This is a genomic window from Bradyrhizobium sp. 26S5 (assembly GCF_036923295.1).
GTDB classification, from domain to species: domain Bacteria; phylum Pseudomonadota; class Alphaproteobacteria; order Rhizobiales; family Xanthobacteraceae; genus Bradyrhizobium; species Bradyrhizobium septentrionale.
Genome location: NZ_CP145948.1, coordinates 8,181,963 through 8,199,491, shown reverse-complemented (window position 1 = coordinate 8,199,491; position 17,529 = coordinate 8,181,963). Strand labels below are relative to the sequence as shown.

20 protein-coding genes are annotated in these 17,529 nt (G+C 61.9%); 16 read left to right on the top strand and 4 right to left on the bottom strand.

Annotated elements, in window-relative coordinates; all coding sequences use genetic code 11:
- Position 1: 1 nt before the first annotated feature.
- From fixJ to V5279_RS38810, 3 genes are all read right to left on the bottom strand, one after another.
- On the bottom strand, positions 2-610 hold the full coding sequence (gene fixJ, locus V5279_RS38820; RefSeq protein WP_338692161.1) for a response regulator FixJ: 609 nt from the start codon (positions 608-610) through the stop codon (positions 2-4).
- Positions 607-2,037, bottom strand: a complete 1,431-nt coding sequence (locus V5279_RS38815; RefSeq protein WP_338692160.1) for a PAS domain S-box protein — start codon at positions 2,035-2,037, stop codon at positions 607-609. The genes fixJ and V5279_RS38815 overlap by 4 nt, the downstream gene beginning before the upstream one ends.
- 330 nt (positions 2,038-2,367) lie before the next feature.
- Positions 2,368-2,724 (bottom strand): hypothetical protein, encoded by a 357-nt coding sequence (locus V5279_RS38810; protein WP_338701623.1) that lies wholly within the window; start codon positions 2,722-2,724, stop codon positions 2,368-2,370.
- A gap of 698 nt (positions 2,725-3,422) precedes the next feature.
- Between V5279_RS38810 and V5279_RS38805 the strand changes: the two genes are divergently transcribed.
- The 14 genes from V5279_RS38805 to V5279_RS38740 all read left to right on the top strand — a co-directional run bounded on the left by V5279_RS38805 (position 3,423) and on the right by V5279_RS38740 (position 15,339).
- A complete protein-coding gene (locus tag V5279_RS38805; RefSeq protein WP_338692159.1) occupies positions 3,423-4,172 on the top strand; it encodes a CBS domain-containing protein in 750 nt (249 codons plus the stop codon).
- A complete protein-coding gene (locus V5279_RS38800; RefSeq protein WP_338692158.1) occupies positions 4,169-4,378 on the top strand; it encodes a hypothetical protein in 210 nt (69 codons plus the stop codon). Before V5279_RS38805 ends, V5279_RS38800 begins: the two co-directional genes overlap by 4 nt.
- 218 nt (positions 4,379-4,596) lie before the next feature.
- Complete coding sequence (locus V5279_RS38795) at positions 4,597-4,815, top strand: hypothetical protein (protein ID WP_338692157.1); 219 nt, start codon at positions 4,597-4,599, stop codon at positions 4,813-4,815.
- Between the two features lie 218 nt (positions 4,816-5,033).
- Positions 5,034-5,435, top strand: a complete 402-nt coding sequence (locus tag V5279_RS38790) for a hypothetical protein (protein WP_338692156.1) — start codon at positions 5,034-5,036, stop codon at positions 5,433-5,435.
- A 26-nt stretch (positions 5,436-5,461) separates the two neighbouring features.
- Positions 5,462-7,084 carry a cytochrome-c oxidase, cbb3-type subunit I gene (ccoN, locus tag V5279_RS38785; RefSeq protein ID WP_414645970.1) on the top strand — a complete coding sequence of 541 codons (1,623 nt, stop codon included), beginning with the start codon at positions 5,462-5,464 and terminating at the stop codon, positions 7,082-7,084.
- Between the two features lie 8 nt (positions 7,085-7,092).
- Positions 7,093-7,863, top strand: coding sequence for a cytochrome-c oxidase, cbb3-type subunit II (ccoO, locus tag V5279_RS38780; RefSeq protein ID WP_338692154.1), 771 nt, complete (start codon positions 7,093-7,095; stop codon positions 7,861-7,863).
- The gene (locus tag V5279_RS38775; protein ID WP_338692153.1) at positions 7,838-8,002 is read left to right on the top strand and encodes a cbb3-type cytochrome c oxidase subunit 3; all 165 of its coding nucleotides are present in this window, start codon (positions 7,838-7,840) and stop codon (positions 8,000-8,002) included. Before ccoO ends, V5279_RS38775 begins: the two co-directional genes overlap by 26 nt.
- Positions 8,003-8,008: 6 nt before the next feature.
- Positions 8,009-8,881, top strand: a complete 873-nt coding sequence (gene ccoP, locus V5279_RS38770; RefSeq protein WP_338692152.1) for a cytochrome-c oxidase, cbb3-type subunit III — start codon at positions 8,009-8,011, stop codon at positions 8,879-8,881.
- A gap of 96 nt (positions 8,882-8,977) precedes the next feature.
- Positions 8,978-10,435, top strand: a complete 1,458-nt coding sequence (gene ccoG, locus V5279_RS38765) for a cytochrome c oxidase accessory protein CcoG (RefSeq protein WP_338692151.1) — start codon at positions 8,978-8,980, stop codon at positions 10,433-10,435.
- Positions 10,436-10,450: 15 nt separating this feature from the next.
- Positions 10,451-10,951, top strand: coding sequence for a FixH family protein (locus V5279_RS38760; RefSeq protein ID WP_338692150.1), 501 nt, complete (start codon positions 10,451-10,453; stop codon positions 10,949-10,951).
- An 11-nt stretch (positions 10,952-10,962) separates the two neighbouring features.
- Entirely contained in the window at positions 10,963-13,149 is a 2,187-nt protein-coding gene (locus tag V5279_RS38755) for a heavy metal translocating P-type ATPase (RefSeq protein WP_338692149.1), read from the top strand.
- Complete coding sequence (gene ccoS, locus V5279_RS38750) at positions 13,149-13,316, top strand: cbb3-type cytochrome oxidase assembly protein CcoS (protein WP_106320054.1); 168 nt, start codon at positions 13,149-13,151, stop codon at positions 13,314-13,316. The genes V5279_RS38755 and ccoS overlap by 1 nt, the downstream gene beginning before the upstream one ends.
- A gap of 713 nt (positions 13,317-14,029) precedes the next feature.
- Entirely contained in the window at positions 14,030-15,151 is a 1,122-nt protein-coding gene (locus V5279_RS38745; RefSeq protein WP_338692148.1) for a divalent metal cation transporter, read from the top strand.
- The gene (locus tag V5279_RS38740; RefSeq protein ID WP_338692147.1) at positions 15,148-15,339 is read left to right on the top strand and encodes a hypothetical protein; all 192 of its coding nucleotides are present in this window, start codon (positions 15,148-15,150) and stop codon (positions 15,337-15,339) included. The genes V5279_RS38745 and V5279_RS38740 overlap by 4 nt, the downstream gene beginning before the upstream one ends.
- 302 nt (positions 15,340-15,641) lie before the next feature.
- On the opposite strand, the gene V5279_RS38735 is transcribed toward V5279_RS38740, so the two are convergent.
- Positions 15,642-15,926, bottom strand: coding sequence for a hypothetical protein (locus tag V5279_RS38735; protein ID WP_338692146.1), 285 nt, complete (start codon positions 15,924-15,926; stop codon positions 15,642-15,644).
- 322 nt (positions 15,927-16,248) lie between these two features.
- On the opposite strand from V5279_RS38735, the gene V5279_RS38730 reads away from it, so the two are divergent.
- Positions 16,249-16,581, top strand: a complete 333-nt coding sequence (locus V5279_RS38730) for a MarR family winged helix-turn-helix transcriptional regulator (RefSeq protein ID WP_338692145.1) — start codon at positions 16,249-16,251, stop codon at positions 16,579-16,581.
- Positions 16,582-16,590: 9 nt separating this feature from the next.
- Positions 16,591-17,487 (top strand): helix-turn-helix domain-containing protein, encoded by an 897-nt coding sequence (locus tag V5279_RS38725; protein ID WP_338692144.1) that lies wholly within the window; start codon positions 16,591-16,593, stop codon positions 17,485-17,487.
- Positions 17,488-17,529 lie beyond the last annotated feature (42 nt).

The window sequence follows — 17,529 nt, the reverse complement described above, 5'->3', positions numbered from 1 at the left end:
GCTAGAGGCCGGCAGCGATCGCGATCCGCATCAGCTCCGACATGCTGCGCGCATTGGTCTTGGCCATCAGGTTCGCTCGGTAAACCTCGACCGTGCGCGGGCTGATGCCAAGGTCATGGGCGATCACCTTGTTGATCTTGCCCGCCACGAGCCCTCGCAATACATCACGTTCGCGCGGCGAGAGGTCCACCAGACGAGCTTCAGCGTCGCGCTTGACCGTTTCGTCGGCCGGTGCTGCTGACTGTGTTTGCAGGGCCTCGCGGATCGCACGCAACAGCGCGTCGTCCTCGAACGGCTTTTCGATGAAGTCAACCGCGCCAGCCTTCATCGCCTCGACCGCAAGTGCGACGTCGCCATGGCCAGTCATCAGAATGACGGGGCATGCCGCTGCGCCAGCCTCGAGTTTGCGGACCAGTTCGAGGCCGCTCATGCCGGGCATGCGTATGTCGGATACGATGCAGTCGACCGTACTGCTCTTGAGATGGTCGAGAAAACTGGTTGCCGTCTCATAAGTCGTTACGGCAAAGCCGTTGACATCGAGCAGGAATGCCAGTGAGTCCCGCATCGCCGGATCGTCGTCGATGACAAGAATTGTACGCCGCGTCGTCATGCTTCTTCTCCGTCCTCCGCGAACGGGAGGATGAACTGAAAAACCGTGCCGCCTCCGGAGTTTGGCATCACATCGATGCGTCCACCATGGGATTCGATGATGGTCCGGCAGATCGAGAGGCCGACGCCCATGCCATGTTCCTTTGTCGTGATAAAGGGCTGAAACAGGCGGTCGGCGATGTCAGGGCTGATGCCCGGACCGGTATCGGCAATGGTGAACGTAGCTACACCGTTAGTCTTGGTGACGCCGACGGTCAATTCGCGGCGCGGGCTGGAGGCCATCGCCTCGATCGCATTGCGAATCAGGTTGAGCACGACCTGCTGAATCTGGATCTTGTCGACGATGATCGAGGGCATGTCCCGGTCGCTGCGGATCGCGAACCTGACGCCCTGCTCCTTGGCGCCGAGCAGCGCTAATGCGACAGCTTCTTCAAGCAGGGTGGCCGGGCTCTCCAGGGAGTGTTGGGTCTCGCCCTTGGCGACGAATTCGCGCAGACGCTTGATGATGTCGCCGGCCCGTAGCGCTTGCTGCGCGGCCCGCTCGAGTGCGTCCCGAATGCGGGTAGCGTCCGGTGTTTCCGACGCCAGCAGTGTCCTCGCACCGCGCATGTAGTTCGTAATGGCTGATAGCGGCTGGTTGATTTCATGCGCGATTGAGGACGCCATCTCGCCCATGGCGGTCAGTCGCGACACATGGACCAGCTCGGACTGCAGTTCCTGAAGCCGCCGTTCCTGCGCACGGCGCTCGGTGAGATCGCGGATAAAGCCGGTGAAAAAGCGTTCTCCGCGTACCTTGGCCTCGCCGACGGCGAGCTCCATCGGAAAGGTCGAGCCGTCGCTCCGTTCTCCGACCACGATCCGGCCAATGCCGATGATGCGCCGTTCGCCCGTCGTAAGGTAACGTTCGAGATACCGGTCGTGCTCGCCGCGATAGGGCTGGGGCATCAGGCTCGAGATGTTCTTTCCGACGACTTGGTCCGCTTTCCAGCCAAACAAACGCTCGGCTGCCGCGCTGAAGGAGCGAATGATGCCGTGGTCGTCGATGACGATCATCGCGTCAGGGACCGTGTCCAGAATCGATTGCAGATGGGCATGGCGATTTTGCGCCTGATCGCTTTCCCTCAAGAGCCGGTCACCCATGAAGCCGAGGATCGGGCCGAGGATCGCAAAGCAAGCGATATCCATCAGATTCGCAGGTTCAGTGACCAAGCTTGTCCCGAGGAATTTAGCGCTGATGACGAGGCAGAGCAGGGTGGTGACGATCGCTGGGCCGCGACCGCCGGCGAAAGCGGCAAACAGCACGGCGGGCACGTAGATGATCGTGAAGGTCCGGTCTTCGAAATAACTATCAAGCCCCGCGCGGACCGCGAATACGAGCGCGGCCGCTGCCACGGCAGTGCCATAGCGGTACCAGATGCGATCGGACATATTTCCCCGGCGAAGCCCTCAGCTGGATCGATACTACAACGTTCGGGCGGCCGAAGCCACCGGCCGCTCGGCACGAGCCGGCCACGGCGGCGGGGACAGGTCTATCTGATCCAGACACGCCAATGCGTCGGCTGCACCAGGATGCGTTCTGCGGTCTCCGCCTTTACCCAGCCGCCCGGGATGCGGCGGCATGGAAAGACGAGCTTGTGAATGGCGTTGCCTTCGATCACGGCGAGTTCAAGATCTCGACCGAAGGGGGCCGTTGCGACCCCCTCCCATGTCGCGCTGACGCCGGCCTCTTGGCGTTCTGGAGCGTCGCGTGTTGGCACGTCAGGCTGCCTCCTGAATAGCCTCGTCGACGCCGCTGGTCTTTCGTGCAAACAGGTTCAGCTCGATCGTACCCAGCGAACGTGCGGTCTCGATCGCGTATGTCGCGTCGTTCGCCCCGCGCGCGGTGACGCCTTTGGCCCAGTCCTGCAGAGCAGTGATCTTCTCGGCCGCCGAGGCGGTGGAATTGAACCTGCGGAAAAGCTCCCAAGCTTCGTTCGATTCGATCTGGATCTGCTCCAACCAGTGCTGGTTTGCATCGATCAGTTTCTCCGAGAATTCCGACTGGACCGCCATCGCCCGCTTCGCGTAGCTCTGGACGGCGTCGGAGACGGGACGGGTTTCGCTATGGTCTGTCATGTCCAACATCCTTCGTTGAGGGAAGTATTGTTTCTCATGCCAGCCGCGCCTGCGCGTTGACGCGCGTCAACTTGATGGTGGCTTCCGGCCCGCGCTGGTTCTCGTGACCAGGCTAGCTGCCCGTGGGACTGACGACGGCACCGGTTCGCAGATTGATGAAGTGGACGCCGTCGCAGGCAGCGCAGGAGATCGAGTGCAGTTCGTCAGCCAGGGGCTCGGATGCGTCGGCAGGTAGCAGGCCTTGAACTCGATCGCCGGTATTTGGACACGAGAAGATGATGGGGCGCCAAGCCCTTATGTTTGCCATTTGCACGATCCTGACGGATGACCATCCTAAACGGTGGCGCGGCGCTCCGTTTTGATGCAGGTCAAAATTCCAGTCGGGTGGTCGGATTGGGGCAGGCGGCGGCCTAGAACGGTCGGCGCCGACGGAGCTGGTGGGTGCTCGACTTGGCGGGCTGCCTGAGCGGCCGCCTTGGCGGCAAGCGCATCCTGGCGAACGTTACGACGACAATCGTCAGCACTCCCATCGAGGCAAGCAGGTTCTGCAACATGATTCTGATCTCCACAGGGCGTCAGCATCGTCGATCATCGGTCCCGTCGCCTTGATTTCCGTCAAGCGCAGGCGTTGAGGAAGATCAAAGCAGATGAGCCGATTGCGTGTGACCTTGGTGACAGGCGATGGAAGGAGAGCGGCAATGCGCGCACATCAGATCATGGCGAGACACGTCATCACCGTTGGAACCGAGGCATCCATTCTCGATGCAGCGAAGCTGATGATGGATCACCATATCAGCGGCCTGCCGGTGGTCGATGCGGCTGGAAGATTGGTCGGAATCCTGTCGGAGAGCGATTTTCTGCGGCGAAGCGAGATCGGTACACAACGCCGGCGTGGCCGCTGGTTTCAGTTCCTTCTCGGCTCCGGCTATGCAGCCGAGAACTTCGTCCACGAGCGCGGGCGGAAGGTCGGAGAGATCATGTCGTGCGATCCCGTCACCGTGACGGAGGAAACGCCTCTGCCTGATCTGGTCGATCTCATGGAGAAGAAGGGCGTCAAGCGGCTGCCGGTGATGAACGACGGGCGCCTCGTTGGCCTCGTGACACGCGCGGACCTGCTGCGGGCAGTAGCGTCCATCGCACACCAGGTTCCGGATCCCACGGCGGATGACCAGCACATCCACGATCGCATCGTACGGGCACTCGACGGTGCAAACTGGTGTCCGCTCGCGCTGCAAGTCTCGGTGCGCAACGGCGTGGTGCACCTCCGCGGAGTCATCAAGGATGAGCGGGCGAGACAGGCGGCGATTGTCGCCGCGGAGAATGTCGCCGGCGTCAAGGAAGTGCACGATCACCTGTGCTACGTCGATACCTATTCCGGCTTCTATATCCAATCCGCGGAAGACGAACGAGCGGCTGCCACCAAAGCGGCGAGGGAGACGGCAGGATGATCGTTCGCCCCGCAATCATACTGATCCCGTTGATCGCGACCGCAGTGATCAGCGCCGATGTCGGGGGATTCGCCGCAACGCTGCTTGCGATCTGCGCGATCGTGGGCTTCGCGGTCGTTGCCGCCGGATGGACCGTTAACGGAAAGGCGACGCCGATACCGGCGGTCCGGCCGTCATCCGCAGACTGGAAATCTCGCCACGAATAGTACCTCGTCCGGTCCGGTTTTCGTTCCTGATCACGTGAGCCGCACGTCGCGAAATGCGTGCGGTCCGCGCGGTCGAGATCGTTCAAGCTCTGCTCGCTTTCGATACTCTTCGCAACAAGACACCCGCAACGCAGAGCACGTCGTTGCGACAGATCAATACGGGCGCCTCGCATTGATGGCAGCGTCAGCAACAAGGAATCAGCCCACGTGAGGGTGCCATGCCATCATTCGACGTTCGTTTCATCAAAACGGTTTGCGACGATACCGGCCACGAACACCGCGCCTGCCAGGCAGCGTTCAAGGTGGACGCCGCCTCGCTTTCCACGGCTGCACAACTGGCCGAAGCCGACTTCTGCAGACAGAAGGGTGTCCGCGACTGGACGATCTTTGCCGACTCCATGGAGCTTCGAACGCCGTCGGCATTGCCATCAGCCTGAGGCGGCCAATGGTCTTGCGCGGTGGTCGCGATCGATTGCCGTGACATTGCGCATTTGACCAAGATCAAATCGGAGATCGGATCTCTCCGCTAGAGGTGGAGAACCAGAACGGGGCTTGAGAAATGACCGACCGATCAGCCGGCAATAGCTCGCCGCAATTCGAGAATCTACTCGGCCGCTTGCGAGCATTTCTTGCTCGGCGACACGAATTCGATCTCATGACGCCTCGAGAGGTCGACGAGATCGCTCACGAGCTCAACCTCTCGACGTCGGACCTTCGTGCGCTTGCCCGCGAGCAAGGCTCGCCGGAGTTACTCAGCAAGCGTCTCGAGCATGCAGGTTTGTCCGAGCAGATGCTCGCTTCGTCCCATTGCGATGTGCTGCGTGATCTGCAGCGGGTGTGCGGTCTATGCCGCGAGAAGGCACGCTGCGCCGAGGATCTGGCGCGGGAGCGGCGGGCCAATCCGGCAAAATACTGTCCGAATGAAATGACCCTGACTGCGCTGAGCCGCGGTGCCGGCGGCACGTGGCATGGCGCCGGAATTGACGCCGATCAAGCGGCTGGCAGCCAGACTGTGATTTCCCTGACGCCGTCGCACCCAAAGAAAGCCTCCACATGACAGGTCCATCTTCCGTTTCAAAGTCGATGACGATGGGCGAGGCCGGCTTGGCGTCGGCACTCGCAGTTTTTGCCTTCGTTAGCTTTCTCGGCGCGGCGATGGGCCACGATGCGGCGTTCAGTTTTCACGCGTCGCTTGCTTGCGCCGCCAGCCTGATCTCCGTGATCATGATCGGGAATCGCTACCTTGACCGTCCGGCTCAGCTGCCTCCGGCAGAGATCGGCGGCCGCCCCAATTACAATCTCGGCCCGATCAAGTTCGCTTCCGCCATGGCGATGTTCTGGGGCATCGCGGGTTTCGCCGTGGGTCTGATCATCGCCTCGCAGTTAGCGTGGCCGGCGCTTAATTTCGATTTGCCCTGGACGACATTCGGCCGCCTGCGGCCGCTGCATACGTCGGCCGTGATTTTCGCGTTCGGCGGCAACGTCCTGATCGCAACGTCGTTCTATGTCGTGCAAAAGACCTGCCGCACGCGCCTTGCAGGCGACCTGTCGCCCTGGTTCGTCGTGGTCGGCTACAACTTCTTCATCCTGATCGCCGGCACGGGCTACCTGCTCGGCGTGACTCAGTCGAAGGAATACGCCGAGCCGGAATGGTACGCCGATCTCTGGCTGACGATCGTCTGGGTGACGTATCTGCTCGTGTTCCTGATGACGCTGGTGAAGCGCAAGGAGCCGCATATCTTCGTCGCCAACTGGTTCTACCTGGCGTTCATCATCACGATCGCGGTGCTCCATCTCGGCAACAACCCCGCGCTGCCGGTCTCCTTCCTCGGCTCGAAGTCCTATATCGCCTGGGGCGGTGTGCAGGACGCGATGTTCCAGTGGTGGTACGGGCATAATGCGGTCGGCTTCTTCCTGACTGCGGGCTTTCTCGCGATCATGTACTACTTCATCCCGAAGCGGGCGGAGCGTCCGATCTATTCCTACCGGCTTTCGATCATCCATTTCTGGGCGCTGATCTTCCTCTACATCTGGGCCGGTCCACATCACCTGCACTACACGGCGCTGCCGGACTGGGCGCAGACGCTCGGCATGACGTTCTCGATCATGCTCTGGATGCCGTCTTGGGGCGGCATGATCAACGGCCTGATGACGCTGTCGGGAGCCTGGGACAAGCTGCGCACCGATCCCGTGCTGCGCATGATGGTGGTGTCTGTCGCCTTCTACGGCATGTCGACCTTCGAAGGCCCGATGATGTCGATCAAGGTGGTCAATTCGCTGAGCCACTATACCGACTGGACTATCGGCCATGTACATTCCGGCGCATTGGGTTGGGTCGGCTTCGTCTCGTTCGGTGCGCTGTACTGTCTTGTCCCCTGGATCTGGAATCGTCAGCTCTACAGCCTGAAGCTCGTTAACTGGCACTTCTGGATCGCGACGATCGGCATCGTGCTCTACATTTCCGCGATGTGGGTGTCGGGGATCCTGCAGGGCCTGATGTGGCGTGCCTACACCTCGCTCGGCTTCCTCGAATACTCCTTCATCGAATCCGTCGAGGCCATGCACCCCTTCTACATCATCCGCGCGGCCGGCGGCGCGCTGTTCCTGGTCGGCGCCCTGATCATGGCCGTCAACCTCTGGATGACCGTCAATGCCGGCCAGGCCAGCGAAACCGAGGGCGCCGGGGCCCTCCAGCCTGCCGAATAGGTCACGCAATGTCCCTTTGGAATCGACACAAGATCTTTGAGAAGAACTCGATCATCCTGATCGTCGGCATCCTCGTCGTCATTGCGATCGGCGGACTGGTCGAGATTACGCCGCTGTTCTACCTGAAGAGCACGATCGAGGCGATCGACGGCGTGCGGCCCTATACGCCGCTCGAGCTCGCAGGCCGCAACATCTATGTCCGCGAGGGCTGCTACCTCTGCCACTCGCAGATGATCCGGCCGCTGCGCGACGAGGTCGAGCGCTACGGCCACTACTCGCTGGCCGCCGAGAGCATGTATGACCATCCGTTCCAGTGGGGCTCCAAGCGCACCGGACCAGAGCTTGCGCGCGTTGGCGGCAAGTACTCCGACGACTGGCACGTCACGCACCTGATCAATCCACGCTCGATCGTCCCGCAATCGGTGATGCCCGGATACCCGGCGCTCGCCAGGACGGAGATCGACCCGTCCGACGCCATGGCTCATCTGCGGACCAACCGTGCGGTCGGCGTGCCCTATACCGACGAGCAGATCGCCAACGCGGCCGCCGATCTGAAAGCACAGGTCGACCCTGACAGCCCCGGCTCCGACGCGTTCCAGAAGCGCTATCCGAAGGCAGTGGTCCGTAACTTCGACGGCAAGGCCGGCAATCCGACCGAGCTCGACGCACTGATCGCCTATTTGCAGATGCTCGGCACGCTCGTCGACTTCAAACTCTACAACGAAAATGCCAATCTGCGCGGAGGCCACGAGCATGAAAGCGATCATTCAAGTCGATAATTTTGCGTCGAGCCTGGTTGGTTCAATTTGGACCCCCGTCTTTGTCGGGATATTCATCGCCATCGTCGTCTACGCGCTTTGGCCCCGCAACAAATCTCTCTTCGATGCTGCAGCCCGGATGCCGCTGCGGGAGGACTGACCGATCATGAGCGAGCACAATGAGATCGACCGCGTTTCCGGCCGCAGCACGACCGGTCATGAGTGGGACGGCATCAAGGAACTGAATACGCCGTTGCCGCGGTGGTGGGTCCTGACATTCTATGCAACGATCATCTGGGCGATCGGTTACTGGGTCGTCTATCCGGCGTGGCCGCTGGTCTCGGGCTACACTACCGGTCTGTTCCAGTATTCCACCCGCGCCAGTGTCGCGACCGACCTTGCGGATCTCGAGAAGCTGCGCGGCGAGAAGATGGCGGTGCTCGGCAACGCGTCGCTGGCCGACATCGAGAAGGATCCGGCCCTGCTGGCGCTGGCGCGTGCTCGCGGCAAGACCGTATTCGCCGACAATTGCTCGCCCTGCCACGGCAGCGGCGGCGCGGGTGCAAAGGGCTATCCGAATCTGAACGACGACGACTGGCTGTGGGGCGGTTCGCTTGACCAGATCATGCAGACCATCCAGTTCGGTGCACGTTCCGGACACGCAAAGACTCATGAAGGGCAGATGCTGGCATTCGGCCGCGACGGCGTCCTCAAGAAGGACGAGATCGTGACCGTCGCCAACTATGTGCGCTCACTTTCCGGCCTTTCCATCGCGCCGAAGTTCGACGCCGCCGCCGGGAAGAAGCTGTTCACCGAAAACTGCACCAGCTGCCACGGCGACAACGGCAAGGGCAACCCGGAACTCGGCGCGCCGAACCTGACCGACCAGATCTGGCTCTATGGCTCCGACGAGGAGACGCTGGTCGAGACCATCACCAATGGCCGCGCCGGTGTCATGCCGGCCTGGGTCGGCCGCCTCGACCCGGTCACCGTCAAGGCGTTGGCGGTCTATGTTCACTCGCTCGGTGGCGGCAAGTAGCCGCCACCGCGAGGGCGTCCGGGATCATTGACCAAGGTCAAACCCGGACACGGTGCAGGGATGTAGGCTTCGACCAGAGCCTCACTCGAGCAACCCATGAACAAGCCCGTGTCGCCTGATGAACTCATAACCGACGAAGACGGGCCGCTCTACGCGCCCCGCAAGAAGGTATATCCGCAGAGCGTCTCGGGCCGATTCCGCTCGATCAAATGGCGGCTGATGGCCATTTGCCTCGGTGTCTACTATCTGCTGCCCTTCGTGCGCTGGCATCGCGGCCTCGGCGCGCCCGATCAGGCGGTCCTGATCGATTTTCCCAACCGCCGCTTCTATTTCTTCTTCATCGAGCTGTGGCCGCAGGAAGTGTACTACTTCACAGGCCTTCTGGTGTTGGCGGCATTCGCCTTGTTCCTGATGAATGCGCTCGGAGGCCGGATCTGGTGCGGCTATCTCTGCCCGCAGACGGTATGGACCGATCTGTTCTATGCGGTCGAGCGGCTGGTCGAAGGTGACCGCCGCGCGCAGATGAAGGCCGACGCCGGGCCAATGACCGCAAAGCGCGCCGGTCGCCGAGCGTTGAAGCACGCAATCTGGCTGATGATCGCCTGGTGGACCGGTGGCGCATGGGTGCTCTACTTCGCCGACGCGCCGACCCTCGTGCGCGACCTAGCGACCTTCCAGGCGCCGGGGATCGCCTATGTCTGGATCGCGATGCTGACCGCGTCGACCTATCTGCTGGCCGGCTACATGCGCGAGCAGGTCTGCGTCTATATGTGCCCGTGGCCGCGGATCCAGGCCGCACTGACCGACGAATGGGCGCTCAACGTCACCTATAAACACGATCGCGGCGAGCCGCGTTGCTCGGTGAAGAAGGCGTTCGACATTCACTCGCTCGGCGAGAAGGCCGGCGACTGCATCGATTGCAACCAGTGCGTTGCCGTGTGCCCGACCGGGATCGACATCCGTGATGGCGCGCAGCTCGGCTGCATCCAGTGCGGCCTGTGCATCGATGCCTGTGATGCAGTCATGACCAAGGTCAGCCGCAAGACCGGCCTGATCGGATACGACAACGATATCAACGTTCAGCGGCGCGTTGCCGGCAAGCAGGAGATTTTCAAGCCCGTTCGAGCCCGTACCGTCGTCTACGCCAGCCTGATCACCGTGGTTTGTGCGGTCATGCTGTACGCGTTGATGTCGCGGACCCTGCTCGACGTCAACGTGCTGCACGACCGCAACCCGATCGCGGTGCGTCTCAGCGATGGCGCGATCCGCAATGGATACACGCTCCGCTTCCTCAACAAGCGCGGCTTTGATCGCGTGATCGCGATCGATGTCGATGGGCCAGCCGACGCGAAGCTGCATGTCATCGGTGCGGACTCCGTGACGCCAGACCGGCCGATGATCGTCCTTGGCCGCGACACCACCACCGAGCTTCGCGTGCTGGTGACGGCGGCGTTCGACGAAAAGGCGGAAAAGTCGGTGCCGGTCACGTTCCGCGTCACTGATATCGGCCTCGGAGAGGTCGCCTCCGCGACCGACCACTTCGTCCTTCCATAACGATGGAATCCAGCCATGGCAGCCTCAAGTTCAGTCGTACGACCCATCACCGGACGCTTCGTCCTGGTCACGACAATCGCGTTCTTCGCTGTCGTGATCAGCGTGAACATGGTCATGATGCGCCTTGCCATCACGACACTTCCGGGCACTGAGGTCGACAGCGACTATAGCGCCGGCCTCGCCTATCAGCGCGAGATCGGCGCGGCAAGACAACAGAACGAGCGCGACTGGCAGGTTCATGCGCATATTGATCGGCAGCCTGACGGGACCACCGCAATAGCACTCGAGGTGCGCGATCACGCCGCCGCACCCCTGACCGGATTGAGTTTCCTCGCTCGGCTCGAACGACCAATCGATCGTCGTGCCGATCGGGAAATCGGGATCGGTGAGGCGGGCGTTGGTACTTATCGTGGCCGAGCCGAGGGCGTCGCCGCGGGGCAGTGGGACCTGGTGATTGAGGGCGACGCGGATGGCCGCCGCATGTTCCTGTCGAAGAACCGAATCCTGCTGAACTGAGGGGAAATCTCATGCAGGCGGATATCGATTTCTCTCACTATCTGAAGAGCGCGGGCACCGGGCTCGTCCATCTCAATCTCGCAGTCGAGGGCATCAATTGCGCGGGCTGCATGGCCAAGATCGAGCGCAATTTGTCAACCATACCGGACGTCACCTCGGCTCGCGTAAACCTGACCGACAGTCGCCTAGCGCTGGAATGGAAGGCGGGTGCAGTTGACCCGGCGCTGTTCGTAAGCCGGCTCGCCGAGCTCGGCTACAAGGCCTATCCGTTCGAGCGGAATGATGCCGAAACGCTGGAAGCGCAGCGAGCGCAAGGCTTGTTGCGCCGGCTGGGCGTCGCGGCCTTTGCCGCGATGAACGTGATGATGCTGTCGGTTCCGGTATGGTCCGGCAACGTCTCCGACATGCTGCCGGAACAGCGCGACTTCTTTCACTGGCTGTCGGCGCTGATCGTGTTACCGGCCGCCGCCTATTCCGCGCAGCCCTTCTTTTCGTCGGCGCTGTCAGCGCTGCGGACACGCGGTGTCAACATGGACGTGCCGATCAGCATCGGCATCGTGCTTGCGCTGGCGATCTCGGTGATCGAGACGATAAATCACGCCGAACACGCCTATTTCGATGCCGCGATCATGCTGATCGCGTTCCTGCTCGCCGGTCGCTATCTCGATCAGAACATGCGACGGCGTACTCGGGCGTTTGCCGGTAACCTCGCAGCGCTGAAGGCGGAGACCGCGACGAAGTTCATTAGCCCAACCGAGATCAGAACGGTCCCGGCAGCTGCGATCCGCCCCGGCGACATCGTGCTGCTGCGGCCCGGCGAGCGCTGCGCGGTCGACGGCAATGTGATCGAGGGCCGCTCGGAGGTCGATCAGAGCCTGATTACGGGCGAAACCTTGCCGGCAATGGCGGCGCCTGGCAGCGCCGTGTTCGCGGGCACGCTGATCCGTTCCGGCACATTGCGCGTCCGCGCGTCGGCGGCCTCGGGTGGCACGCTGCTGGATGAGATATCTCAGCTGCTCGATCGCGCGCTCCAGGCGCGCTCGCGCTATCTTCGACTGGCGGAGCGTGCATCAAGGCTCTATGCCCCGGTGGTGCACGCGACCGCGTTGCTCACGATGCTGGGCTGGCTGGCATATGGCGCGAGCTTTCATGAGTCGATCGTGACAGCGATTGCAGTCCTGATCATCACCTGTCCCTGCGCATTGGGTCTTGCGATTCCTGCCGTGCAGACCGTTGCATCCGGTGCGCTGTTTGGCTGTGGCGTGCTGCTCAACGCTGGCGACGCGATCGAGCGTATCGCCGAGATCGACCGGGTGATCTTCGACAAGACGGGCACGTTGACACTACCTGAGCTTGATGTCGCCAATCTCGCGGACATCCCGGACGAGGTCGTTAAGCTCGCAGGCCGTCTGGCACTTTCGAGCCGTCATCCGGTCGCTGCCGCGGTCGCGCGCAAGGCGGGGGCGGCCGCACCCCTGCCGGACATCCAGGAAGAACCAGGCCAGGGCGTCCACGGTTTTTACGAAGGTCGTCCGATCCGACTGGGCCGGCCGTCATTCTGCGGTGCGGACGACCTCGCCAACGAGCTTCTGTGCCGCGATCCGGAGGCGTCCGTCGTCGCATTCAGGTCTGGCGAGTGCAGATATGCCTTCGCGGTTCGGCAGCGGCTGCGGCCGGACGCGGCCGATGTGGTGGCGGCGTTGACCCGGATCGGCCTCGCCGTCGAGATCGTGTCGGGGGACCGCGAGCCTGCGGTCCGGCTGGCGGCCCAGATGCTTGGCGTGCATGAATGGCGTGCCGGGGTCTCTCCGGTCGACAAGATCACACGGATCGAGGAGCTGGCGCGCCAGGGTTGCAAGGTGCTGATGGTCGGTGACGGCCTGAACGATGCTCCGGCGCTGGCCGCCGCGCATGCCTCAATGTCGCCCGTTACGGCCACGCATATGAGCCAGGCGGTCGCCGATGCAGTCTTCCTTGGCGAGCGTCTTGCGCCGGTGCTGACCGCGGTCAAGGTGTCCCGCAAGGCGCTGCGGCTGATGCGGCAAAATCTCTGGCTTGCCGTCGTCTACAATGTGCTGGCGGTGCCGATCGCGATTGCCGGCCTGGTCACGCCTTTGATCGCGGCGGCTGCGATGTCAGGCTCCTCGGTGATTGTGATGCTTAACGCGCTGAGGGCCCGAGCGAGGGAGGCAGTCTGATGGAAATTCTGGTCTTTCTGGTACCGCTGGCGCTCGCGCTTGGCTTTGCCGGCCTGCTCGGCTTTCTCTGGTCACTCAAGAGCGGCCAGTATGACGACCTCGATGGCGCGGCGTGGCGCGCCATCGCCGACGATGAGCCCGTCAGTGGTCAGGGCGGGTCCAAGTAATGAAAATACACCAGTGAGACCGCCGATGCGATGGTCAACGCGGTGCAGGCGAGCGCCAGCACCAATGTCCAATCCGTTCGACGCGATTGCGGCACCCGCGAGCGGAGAAACAGGACTGCGACCAGTCGGTTGATCGCGCCAAACCGCATCGTCGTCAGCAGCAACACATCGGCAGCACGTCAGGCCGCCAGTAGCGCCAGTAGCGCCAGTGTGTCGCCGACACTGCGATAGGCTGCATCGTGGCGGCGTCCAGCCATCCCTCGGCGTGCCGGACGCAGGGGATGCCAAGCGGCGGACGTTCGTCACCAATCACCGAAGCTCGATCACGCAGCCGAACGGAGCCGACGCGATACCCCGCCATCCCAAAAGGGGTAGCCGGCGAAGCCATGAGATGAATATATGGCGCATATAACATCGCCTCCGGTCGATGCTGCCATTTATCGCATGTGCGGCGGTTCGCGCGATTGTCGTCGCTCAATCCGGGCATGCGGGCCTAACGGCAGAAGGTTCGGTTGACTCAGCTCAATCCAGTGACCGGGAGAGCGGCATATTCTTGATATGCTGCGCCAGGCAGGAGCGTCTTCGACAAGCCAAATGTTTCTCTCCTGGCGAATTCAGTTTGTCCATGGAGCACGACAAGCGACAAAAGCGAGGCTCCGCGCCATGCGTGAAAGCGCAATGGACATCGCAAGACAGGAGCGCCAGGAGCTCGCATGGTCGAACTGACAGATGAGCAGACTGCCGCGCCTGGAAGCACGTTTCGATCCCGCTGGGCGCGATTGAAGAACCATCCGTTGGCACGACTGGGGCCTGGACTGATCACCGGCGTGGCCGACGATGATCCCAGCGGCATTGCCACCTACTCGCAGGCGGGCGCCCAGTTCGGCTTGAATATGCTGTGGACGATGCCGCTGGCGTTTCCCCTCATGGCCGCCGTTCAATCGATGTGCGGGCGGATCGGGCGAGTCACCGGTCGTGGCCTGGCAGCGAATATCAGGACTGCGTTCCCGCCTGTCGTCCTGAAGGGTGTGGTGCTGCTCCTGCTAATCGCGAACACACTCAATATCGGAGCCGATGTCGCGGCCATGGGGGAGGTCGGCGAACTCGTCACGGGATTAGATCGACATGCGATGGCAATCATCTTTGCCGTCGCTACACTCCTGCTCCAGATATTCGTGCCATATCATCGCTATGTCTTCTTCCTGAAGTGGCTGACTCTCTCGCTGCTGGCGTACGCTGCCGTGCTGTTTACAGTTCACGTTCGCTGGGGCGAGGTGGCTCTGCGCACGCTGTGGCCACAATTGCGCTTGGATTCGGATACCGCCGCCGTCGTTGTCGGCGTATTCGGGACGACCATCAGTCCATACCTTTTCTTCTGGCAGGCCTCAGAAGAGGTCGAGGACATGCTCGCCCAAGGCAGCGCGCCTCTCCTGCAGGATCCGAACAATGCATCCGGCGAGTTGCGACGGATTCAATGGGATCCCTGGAGCGGGATGTTCTACTCTGACATACCGGCCTACTTCATCATCCTGGCGACCGCGGTCACGCTACATGTGGCGGGAATCACCAACATCGAGACGGCCGCCCAAGCAGCGGGGGCGTTGCGGCCGCTCGCAGGGGATTTCGCCTTTGAATTGTTTGCGATTGGGATCGTTGGCGTCGGTCTGATCGGCGTACCGGTTCTTGCGGGTTCAGCGGCCTACGCGTTCGCTGAAGCGATGGTATGGAAGGAAGGCCTCGAGAGAACGCCGCAGGATGCGCGCGGGTTCTACGGCGTCATCACGCTCAGCGTCGTCACGGGATTGCTCATCCAGTACTGCCGATCAGCCCCATGAAGGCGCTGTTCTGGAGTGCCGTGATCAACGGCGTCGTCGCCGTCCCGCTGATGGTCGTGATTCTTCTCCTTGCCTCGAGGTCGTCCGTCATGGGCCCATATACCTCTGGCCGGCCGATCCTTGCCCTGGGATGGATTGCAACGCTCGTGATGGGAATCGCCGCCGTCTTGATGTTCGCGTCCGGGTAGCCAGCGAGGCGCGCGAGCCCGTTAGCTTCTTTGGAGCGTCGAGTAGAAGTGCAAGCGAAACCTCTCCGCTCGACGCACTCGAACGATACGTAAGCGACGCAGGATGTATCCTGCCAGGCTGCGTCATCGGCGTTCCCGAGGGCAGGTCGGGCCGCTCAATGATCGGTGATCGCCGTCGCGTTCGACGCTCGTCGGAATGGCGCGTTTTCTTTTTAGATGTCCAATGATCGTCAGCATCGCGGTTGCAATCGGATGAGCAGCGGGAGTGCGACGCCCTCCGAGCCGAACCGGGCGGCCAGCGCTCAGATATCGCCGAGTCTGCACCGGGCGAGGTCGATCAGCGTACCGATCCGCATGGATTGGGCCTGTAATTGTTTGCGGTTCTCCAGAGTTTCGATCTTTTCGATCGCGATCGATGTTCGCGCATGAGTGATCTGAAGAGCAAAGACCGCCTCTTGTAGCGCCTCGCGCGCTTTCCGCCGGTGAACACTCCAAAGCTCAAACGGATCGATCGGCGCTGCTCGGCATGCCAGCGACGGCGCGGGGCGGTGACGCTTACGTCGCTCGAGGTTCGCGATGTCCGGCATGGTGGTTCTCCCTTGGCGTGTGCTCGGTGTCGATGTCCTTTCGGGGGATATTGAGGGCGCCGTCTTAATTGCTTGATCAATCCGATTATCGGAATCTGGCAAATTGCGGGAATTTCGTGATTAACCTTTTGAAAACGGGCATATGCCGATAAAATACCAGTATATGCATATAACGCAGGTGAGCGATGAAGCAGGTTGTGTCGCCAATACCCGAGGAACTGACCGTGGTGGGTAGTTGCTGCGCCGCATTCAATGTTCGGAAGGCAAGCCGCGTGATCACCCGGCTTTATGCCGAGGCCTTCGCGCCGGTCGGGCGCAATTTATGCTGCTCGTTGCCTGTGCGCGGCAAGAAACCGTGACGATGGGAGCACTTGCGGTGAGGATGTCGATGGACCCGAGCGCGCTCGCACGCAACGTCACAGTTCTTGAGCGCCGCGGTCTGGTGAGGATTGCGCCGGGAGCAGATCGCCGCGTGCGCGACATCTCGATCTCCGCCAAGGGCAGGAAAACCCTGTCGCGCGCACTGCCGCGATGGCGGGAGGTACAGGCGAAGCTGGCCGAACGGTTCGGTGAAGGCAGTTTCCGGTCAGCGGTCGAACTGATGAAGGGAATTGCGCGCACGCGCGAGGCCCTGCTGGATCATCCGCTTTCGTAGGAGGTTACGATGCCCGTCCGCTGGCTCGATCCATCGCCGGTGCTGCGTATCGAGCGCTTCAGCAGTTTCGACGAATTCCGTCCCAACGATGTTATTGGCGGAATGAGAAGTACGCCGCTGGATTCGTCGCCCATCTCGGCTTCGCGGAGCATTCTGGCGCTTCCCGACTGCCTTCTCGTGCTGCAGCGATCTTTCGCCCGGCGCATGGAGGGAGATCTCGGAGCAAATCGCGGGGGTGGGGTCGTCATTCCTCTGGCCTTCCACGCAACGATGAACGGGACCGAGGTCGGCGGTTCCACGATCGGCGTCATTCGCGGCCGGGCGCCTGTCGATGTCGTCGAACGGCATGCAAACACCTATCTCATGCTGCGCTTCAGCTCCGACATGAGCAATCGCGGGTGGGCCGACTTCGACAAGGGAATCGAGCTGTTCCGGCTGGCGCCGGTGAAGATGCTGGCGATACGATCGGTAATTCTGGACATGTTTTGCCTGGCTTCCAACTGCACGGATCTCAGGGAATTCGAGCTGTTGAGCGGAAGGCTGCAGGAAACGCTTGTCGCCGGGCTCGACAGCGCCCTGGTCGAGGACAGTGTCAAGCGGGCGCCTCCGGGCTCGCTCGACCGGCATCGGAAGCTGGTTGAACGCCTGGATGAGCTGGTGGCCACGGTCGGAGAGGCCAACCTCTACAGCGCTAACCTCGCGCTGACGCTGGGCGTTTCCGTTTGTACGCTCCAGACCGCCGTGCAGCACGTCTGTGGCGTTAGCCTGCATCAACATTTGCGATCGAAACGCATGTGGTTGGTCCGCAAGCTCCTCGTCAAAGGAGGCCCGCTCCTTACCGTGACCGCTGCGGCGCGGGCCAACGGCTTCTCAGAAATGTCATACATATCAACGGGGATTGACTGACACTCTCTCCGCCGAAGCACCGTTCTCCCTTGTATCCGATCG

Excerpts from the sequence above, each read along its gene's own strand:
- fixJ (WP_338692161.1), bottom strand. The coding sequence starts at position 610 with ATGACGACGCGGCGTACAATTCTTGTCATCGACGACGATCCGGCGATG.
- V5279_RS38815 (WP_338692160.1), bottom strand. The coding sequence starts at position 2,037 with ATGTCCGATCGCATCTGGTACCGCTATGGCACTGCCGTGGCAGCGGCC.
- V5279_RS38810 (WP_338701623.1), bottom strand. The coding sequence starts at position 2,724 with ATGACAGACCATAGCGAAACCCGTCCCGTCTCCGACGCCGTCCAGAGC.
- V5279_RS38805 (WP_338692159.1), top strand. The coding sequence starts at position 3,423 with ATGCGCGCACATCAGATCATGGCGAGACACGTCATCACCGTTGGAACC.
- V5279_RS38800 (WP_338692158.1), top strand. The coding sequence starts at position 4,169 with ATGATCGTTCGCCCCGCAATCATACTGATCCCGTTGATCGCGACCGCA.
- V5279_RS38795 (WP_338692157.1), top strand. The coding sequence starts at position 4,597 with ATGCCATCATTCGACGTTCGTTTCATCAAAACGGTTTGCGACGATACC.
- V5279_RS38790 (WP_338692156.1), top strand. The coding sequence starts at position 5,034 with ATGACGCCTCGAGAGGTCGACGAGATCGCTCACGAGCTCAACCTCTCG.
- ccoN (WP_414645970.1), top strand. The coding sequence starts at position 5,462 with ATGACGATGGGCGAGGCCGGCTTGGCGTCGGCACTCGCAGTTTTTGCC.
- ccoO (WP_338692154.1), top strand. The coding sequence starts at position 7,093 with ATGTCCCTTTGGAATCGACACAAGATCTTTGAGAAGAACTCGATCATC.
- V5279_RS38775 (WP_338692153.1), top strand. The coding sequence starts at position 7,838 with ATGAAAGCGATCATTCAAGTCGATAATTTTGCGTCGAGCCTGGTTGGT.
- ccoP (WP_338692152.1), top strand. The coding sequence starts at position 8,009 with ATGAGCGAGCACAATGAGATCGACCGCGTTTCCGGCCGCAGCACGACC.
- ccoG (WP_338692151.1), top strand. The coding sequence starts at position 8,978 with ATGAACAAGCCCGTGTCGCCTGATGAACTCATAACCGACGAAGACGGG.
- V5279_RS38760 (WP_338692150.1), top strand. The coding sequence starts at position 10,451 with ATGGCAGCCTCAAGTTCAGTCGTACGACCCATCACCGGACGCTTCGTC.
- V5279_RS38755 (WP_338692149.1), top strand. The coding sequence starts at position 10,963 with ATGCAGGCGGATATCGATTTCTCTCACTATCTGAAGAGCGCGGGCACC.
- ccoS (WP_106320054.1), top strand. The coding sequence starts at position 13,149 with ATGGAAATTCTGGTCTTTCTGGTACCGCTGGCGCTCGCGCTTGGCTTT.
- V5279_RS38745 (WP_338692148.1), top strand. The coding sequence starts at position 14,030 with ATGGTCGAACTGACAGATGAGCAGACTGCCGCGCCTGGAAGCACGTTT.
- V5279_RS38740 (WP_338692147.1), top strand. The coding sequence starts at position 15,148 with ATGAAGGCGCTGTTCTGGAGTGCCGTGATCAACGGCGTCGTCGCCGTC.
- V5279_RS38735 (WP_338692146.1), bottom strand. The coding sequence starts at position 15,926 with ATGCCGGACATCGCGAACCTCGAGCGACGTAAGCGTCACCGCCCCGCG.
- V5279_RS38730 (WP_338692145.1), top strand. The coding sequence starts at position 16,249 with ATGCTGCTCGTTGCCTGTGCGCGGCAAGAAACCGTGACGATGGGAGCA.
- V5279_RS38725 (WP_338692144.1), top strand. The coding sequence starts at position 16,591 with ATGCCCGTCCGCTGGCTCGATCCATCGCCGGTGCTGCGTATCGAGCGC.